Here is a 6,567-nt window from a genome sequence, read left to right as displayed (position 1 = left end):
TTAAAAATAAATTTACTTCGTAAATTTATTTTTTACAAGTTTACACAATAAAAAAAGCCTCTTCAAAAGAAGAGGCTTTAGTACTCAGAGCGGGACTTGAACCCGCACGAACATTGCTGTTCACTGGATTTTAAGTCCAGCGTGTCTACCAATTTCACCATCCGAGCATTATATGATTTTGAGCGAAAAACGGGGCTCGAACCCGCGACCTCGACCTTGGCAAGGTCGCGCTCTACCAACTGAGCTATTTTCGCGTTTCAAATTCTATTTAAGAACTCTGCAATACTTGACTTGTTTCGTATTGCGAGTGCAAATTTAGGACATTTATTCAATTACACAAGCATTTTTTTTAAAAATATTTTACTTATTTTATAACTTTCTGATAACCTAAACTTTAAACTTGAAAATTTTTTAAATTTATTTTTTGACCAACATTCTTTTAATCTCATTCAGCTTCATCAGGGCTTCTACTGGTGTGATTGCATTAATATCGAGGCTCAAAATCTCTTCTTTTATTTCTTCCAATAAAGGATCATCCAAATTAAAGAAACTCATCTGCATTTCGTCATTAGCCGCTTTTATTCCTTGCAAAGCATCACTGGAATGATTCTTCTCTAATTTCTTCAAAAGTTTTTGTGCTCTAGAAATAACAAGCTGCGGCATTCCCGCCATCTTTGCAACGTGAATTCCAAAACTATGAGCACTTCCTCCTTTTACCAGCTTTCTAACGAATAAAACAGTATCCTTTAATTCCTTTACCGCCACATTAAAATTCTGGATTCTCGGCATCGATTCTGTCATTTCATTCAATTCATGATAATGCGTCGCAAATAAAGTTTTTGCTCTTCCTGGATGCTCGTGAAGGAATTCAGCAATTGCCCAAGCAATCGAGATTCCATCATACGTACTAGTTCCTCTTCCAATTTCATCCAGCAACACCAAACTTCTATCTGAAATATTATTCAAAATAGAAGCGGTTTCATTCATTTCAACCATAAATGTAGATTCACCCATCGAAATATTATCCGAAGCTCCTACTCTTGTAAAAATTTTATCTACAATTCCCATTCTAACGCTGTCTGCAGGAACAAAACTTCCCATTTGAGCTAAAAGCACAATCAAAGCAGTTTGTCTCAAAATAGCAGACTTACCAGACATGTTTGGCCCGGTAATCATAATAAGCTGCTGTGTTTCTCTATCCAGAAAAACATCATTGGCAATATACGGCGTTCCTACCGGCAATTGTTTTTCAATTACAGGATGTCTTCCGTTTTTAATATCTAATTCAAAAGTATCATCGATTTCCGGCTGTACATATTGGTTTTCTACTGCCATCTGAGTAAACGAACACAAGCAATCTAACTGGGCAACCAAATAAGCATTCATTTGAACCGGCTTAATATATGTACTTATCCAAGCCACCAATTGTTCAAAAAGCTCACTTTCTATTTTGTATATTTTTTCTTCGGCACCTAAAATCTTGGTTTCATATTCTTTTAATTCCTCTGTAATATATCGCTCAGCATTTACAAGAGTCTGTTTACGAATCCATTCTTCTGGAACTTTATCTTTATGCGTATTTCGAACTTCAATGTAATATCCAAAAACATTATTAAAAGAAATTTTCAGCGATGAAATTCCCGTTCTTTCTGATTCTCTTCTTTCAATTCCTTCTAAAAATTCTTTTCCAGAAGTTGAAATCGCACGAAGCTCATCCAATTCTTCATTAATACCGCTTGCAATTGCATTTCCTTTTGAAATTGCAACAGGCGCATCTTGATTTAATGTCGTTTTAATTTTTTCGCGAAGCAGCTCACAAGCATGAAGACTGTCTCCAATTACTTTTACAGCTTCCTGTGGACTTTCAAGCGCAAGGGTTTTTATCGGAATAATAGCATCTAGAGATTCTTTTAAATAAATAATTTCTCTTGGAGATACTTTTCCTGCAGCGATCTTAGAAATTAAACGCTCTAAATCTGAAATCTGTTTAATTTGATATTGAATGTTATGCAGAATTTCTGGATTCGACTTTAAATAAGCGACAACTTCATGTCGGCTTTTTACTTTATTACTGTCTTTTAAGGGCAGAGCAAGCCAGCGTTTCAATAAACGTCCTCCCATTGGAGAAAGTGTTTTATCGATAACATCTAAAAGCGTAACTGCATTTGGATTATAACTGTGATATAATTCTAAGTTTCGAATCGTAAAGCGATCCATCCAAACATAGGCATCTTCTGCAATACGCTGAATCGCCGTGATATGCTGCACACGATTATGCTGTGTTTCTGATAAATAATATAGAATCGCACCCGACGCAATAATTCCTTCTTTTAATTCTTCAACACCAAACCCTTTTAAAGAAACAGTTTGAAAATGTTTAGTGAGGGTTTCTAAAGCATAATCTTCTTTATAAATCCAATCTTCTAAATAAAAACTATGAAAATCTTCACCAAAAGCGTTTTTAAAATCGTTCTTGTTATTTTTTGGAACTAAAACTTCGCTTGGGTTAAAGTTCTGCAATAATTTATCTATATACTCTGCATTTCCCTGAGCTGTTAAAAACTCTCCAGTAGAAACATCCAGGAAAGAAATTCCGATATTTTTATTGGCAAAATAAACCGAGGCCAAAAAGTTATTTGATTTTGAATGCAGTACTTCATCATTTAAAGAAACTCCCGGAGTTACCAATTCTGTAACACCTCTTTTGACAATGGTTTTAGTCATTTTTGGATCTTCCAACTGATCACAAATCGCTACACGAAGTCCGGCTTTAACTAATTTTGGCAGATAGGTATTTACAGAATGATGCGGAAAACCAGCCAGAGCCGTTTCTGTATCAGACCCTGCTCCTCTTTTAGTTAATGTTATTCCTAAAATTTTTGAAGCTCTAATGGCGTCTTCTCCAAAGGTTTCATAAAAATCCCCTACTCTGAAAAGCAGACATGCATCAGGATATTTAGCCTTGATTTCGTTGTACTGTTTCATCAAAGGTGTTTCTTTCACCACTTTATCTTTAGCTGCCAAATTATTATGTTTTAAATGAAAAAATTAAGACAGCGAATTTATGATTTTTTAACGGCAATTCGAAAACTTCAAAAATTAAAATATTTTAAGATATTTTTAGGTTGTGGTTTCAGAATTTTACATAGCTTTGTTTATCATTTAAAAAAAGACCCTAAAAAGATGAAAAAAATAATTTTATTCGCTATGTTAGCTGTAGCTGGTATTACAGCTACTAATGCACAAACAACTAAAAAAGCTAAAGCTGCTAAAGTTGCAAAAGTTGAAGGAGCAGGAATGCTTTTCGAAACAGAAACTATTGATTACGGAACTATCGCTCACAATGCTGATGGTAAACGTGAGTTTGTTTTTGTAAACAACGGAACTAAGCCATTAATCATTACTAACACTACAGGATCTTGCGGATGTACTGTTCCAACTACTCCAAAAGAACCAATTGCTCCAGGAGCTAAAGGTGTTATTGGTGTAAAATATGCTACTGACAGAGTTGGTGCTTTTACAAAAACTGTAACTGTTACTTCTAATGCTGAAGGACAACCTACAAAAATCCTTACTATTAAAGGTACTGTTTTACCAGATCCAGTAAAAAGCTAATCTGAAAAACATATAAATAATCGAAAAAGCTTCCTTATCTTTGGAAGCTTTTTTTATGACTACAATTCAACACCAATGAGAAAACTCGAAAACAGCGAACTAGACCGTAAATCTATAGAAGATTTTAAGAAATCTGAAAAAACACCTTTAATATTAGTTTTAGATGATATCCGAAGCCTTCACAATATTGGTTCTGTTTTTAGAACGGCAGATGCATTTTTGATTGAAAAGATTATTTTATGCGGTATTACTGCCACTCCTCCAAACAAAGAAATTCATAAAACTGCTCTTGGCGCAACTGAAACTGTAGCATGGGAACATCATGAAAATGTTCTTGAAGTTATTGAAAATTTAAAGAAAGAAAATGTGCTTACAATGGCCATTGAACAGGTTGAAAGTGCGATTTTTCTTCAAGATTTTACAATTGAAAAAGATCAAAAATATGCACTGGTATTTGGTAACGAAGTTTATGGTGTTGCACAGGAAGCTGTTGCAATATGCGATGGATGTATTGAAATCCCTCAGCTTGGTACCAAACATTCACTAAATATAGCAGTTAGCGCTGGAATAGTAGTTTGGGATTTGTTTCAAAAAATAAATTGGCCGAAATAGAAATTATTTTTTTTGTTATTAATTAATTGATATTTTTAGCAAATGAAAAATATCAAATTACTAACCATTCTTGTTTTATTTTCCGTTTTAAGTTTTAATTTTTCGATTGCAAATGAAAATACAAAAACTTTTAACAAAAAGAATACACTTACTTCAAAACATTCTATAAATCCCAAAACAAAGAAGCATAAGAAAGACAATTTCGTAATTGATCCTCCTAAACTTATTGCAGAAGGAGATCAATTATACTGTCCACAAACTACAATTAATATTGTTACTGATTTTACCATCAATCATGATCCTGCAGAAAACGGAACACAAGTACTTTATATTCAGATTTCATCAGGATACTCCAGCGGACTTGATCGCTTAGAATTAGCTAATCCTGCATCACATCCAAATATTATAACGAGCTGGGATGCAGCTTCAGGAAAATTACAATTATCTGGATTAACCTCTTCCACTATAATTCCGTATGCTGATTTTGTTGCTGCAGTAAAAGATGTTGTATTCACCAATTCGTCTGCAACGGCATCTGGAACAAGAACTTTTTCTATTACAATCGGTCAAGCTAATTATCTTCCTTCTACAGGACATTATTATTTATTTATTCCAAATGTAGGCGTTACATGGACAAACGCAAGAGATTTAGCCGCTGCCAGTACATATTACGGTCTTCAAGGATATTTAGCTACAGTTTTATCTGCCGATGAGGCTAAATTAATTGGCGAACAGGCTTCTGGAACTGGATGGATTGGCGGAAGCGATGCGGAAACAGAAGGTGTCTGGAAATGGGTTACCGGCCCTGAGGCTGGAACTATTTTTTGGAACGGAAATGCAAACGGTTCGACTCCAAATTTTGCTTTCTGGAATACAAGAGAACCTAATCAGCAGGGAGATGAAGATTATGCACATATTACACAGCCAGGAGTAGGAATAAGAGGCTCTTGGAACGATTTATCAAACACAGGATCGTTGACTCCCGGCGATAATTATCAGCCAAAAGGATATGTTGTAGAATACGGCGGAATGCCGGGCGAGGCTCCGCTGGAAATTGCAGCAAGTACAAAAATTACAATTCCCGTTGCAACGCTAGCAGCAAATCCTAGTCCAGTTTGTGATTCTGGAACTTTTACATTTACTGCAACGGCATCAAGTGGAGCGACTATTGGATGGTATGATGCCGCTGCGGGAGGAAATTTATTAGGAACCGGAACTTCTTACACCACTCCCTCAATAAGTACAACTACAACTTATTATGTTGATGCGGGCTGCGAATCGAATAGAAAATCTGTAACCGCTACAGTAAATGCCTCTCCAGCAACCCCAATTGCCGAACAAAATACATATACTAATTGCGGACCTGGATCTGTAACTATTAAAGCAACTTCAAATATTGGAAGCATCAACTGGTTTACAGCTTCTACAGGAGGAAATAGTGTTTTTTCGGGAAACAATTTTGCAACTCCTGTAATTTCTTCCAACACGACTTATTATGCTGAATCTTCTAATAACGGCTGTATTAACTCGACTCGAATTCCTGTAGACATTGTAATTTATACACCCCCTGCAGTAACTGATGAAACTTTACCGTTATGCCAGCTTCAAACTATAACACTAGACGCGGGGATTTCTGGAATGAATTATCAATGGTCAAATGGAGCAACAACTCAAACTACTACCATTAATTCTGGAGGAACTTATACTGTTGATGTTACTAGTCCAGCTCCTGAGAATTGCACAAGCAGAAAAACTATTGTGGTTGAAGAGCATAAAGTTCCACAAATTGATCGTATCGATGTTGAAGGAACAAGAGCGATTATCTATCCTGTTAAAGCCGAAAATTATTTTGAATATTCTCTGGATGGAATTAATTATCAAGATTCTACCATTTTTTATAATGTTCCTGGCGGGCTTCAAACGGCTTATGCTCGAGAAAAAAGGGGATGCGGACAAGTTACCAAACAATTTGTAGTTCTTGTTTTTCCTCCATTTTTTACTCCAAACAACGACACTTTCAATGATGTATGGGAAGTTACAGGTATGGAAAATTATCCGCAGGCAGAAGTCACTATTTTTGACCGATACGGAAAATTAGTTGCACAATTAAGCAGATCAAAAATGGGCTGGGACGGCAATTTAAACCAAATTCCGCTTCCTGCTTCTGATTATTGGTACGCTTTAAAAATTGATGATACTAAGCCGATTTTAAGAGGGCATTTTACTTTAAAAAGATGATTTAATTAGATAATGTGTCAATTTGAGAATTAGAAATGTGTCAATTTGAAAATTAGATAATTTAAAAACACAAAAGAATTATCTAATTGACTAATTATCTAA

The 6,567-nt window shown here is 35.3% G+C and carries 4 protein-coding genes and 2 tRNA genes; 3 read left to right on the top strand and 3 right to left on the bottom strand.

What is annotated here, in order from left to right; genetic code table 11:
• Positions 1 to 81: 81 nt before the first annotated feature.
• The 3 genes from EDB96_RS04415 to mutS all read right to left on the bottom strand — a co-directional run bounded on the left by EDB96_RS04415 (position 82) and on the right by mutS (position 3,024).
• Positions 82 to 167, bottom strand: a tRNA-Leu gene (locus EDB96_RS04415).
• A 14-nt stretch (positions 168 to 181) separates the two neighbouring features.
• Positions 182 to 254: transfer RNA gene (locus EDB96_RS04410), tRNA-Gly, on the bottom strand.
• 163 nt (positions 255 to 417) lie between these two features.
• On the bottom strand, positions 418 to 3,024 hold the full coding sequence (gene mutS / locus EDB96_RS04405; RefSeq protein ID WP_057117333.1) for a DNA mismatch repair protein MutS: 2,607 nt from the start codon (positions 3,022 to 3,024) through the stop codon (positions 418 to 420).
• A 159-nt stretch (positions 3,025 to 3,183) separates the two neighbouring features.
• On the opposite strand from mutS, the gene EDB96_RS04400 reads away from it, so the two are divergent.
• From EDB96_RS04400 to EDB96_RS04390, 3 genes are all read left to right on the top strand, one after another.
• A complete protein-coding gene (locus tag EDB96_RS04400) occupies positions 3,184 to 3,615 on the top strand; it encodes a DUF1573 domain-containing protein (protein ID WP_057117671.1) in 432 nt (143 codons plus the stop codon).
• Positions 3,616 to 3,690: 75 nt separating this feature from the next.
• A complete protein-coding gene (locus EDB96_RS04395) occupies positions 3,691 to 4,227 on the top strand; it encodes an RNA methyltransferase (protein ID WP_057117336.1) in 537 nt (178 codons plus the stop codon).
• A 42-nt stretch (positions 4,228 to 4,269) separates the two neighbouring features.
• Entirely contained in the window at positions 4,270 to 6,465 is a 2,196-nt protein-coding gene (locus EDB96_RS04390; protein ID WP_134139394.1) for a T9SS type B sorting domain-containing protein, read from the top strand.
• Positions 6,466 to 6,567 lie beyond the last annotated feature (102 nt).

Origin of the sequence: Flavobacterium sp. S87F.05.LMB.W.Kidney.N, from assembly GCF_004366435.1 — a bacterium.
In the GTDB taxonomy this organism is placed as follows: Bacteria; Bacteroidota; Bacteroidia; order Flavobacteriales; family Flavobacteriaceae; genus Flavobacterium.
Note: the sequence above shows the minus strand (reverse complement) of the source record. Positions and strands in the feature narration are given on the sequence as shown.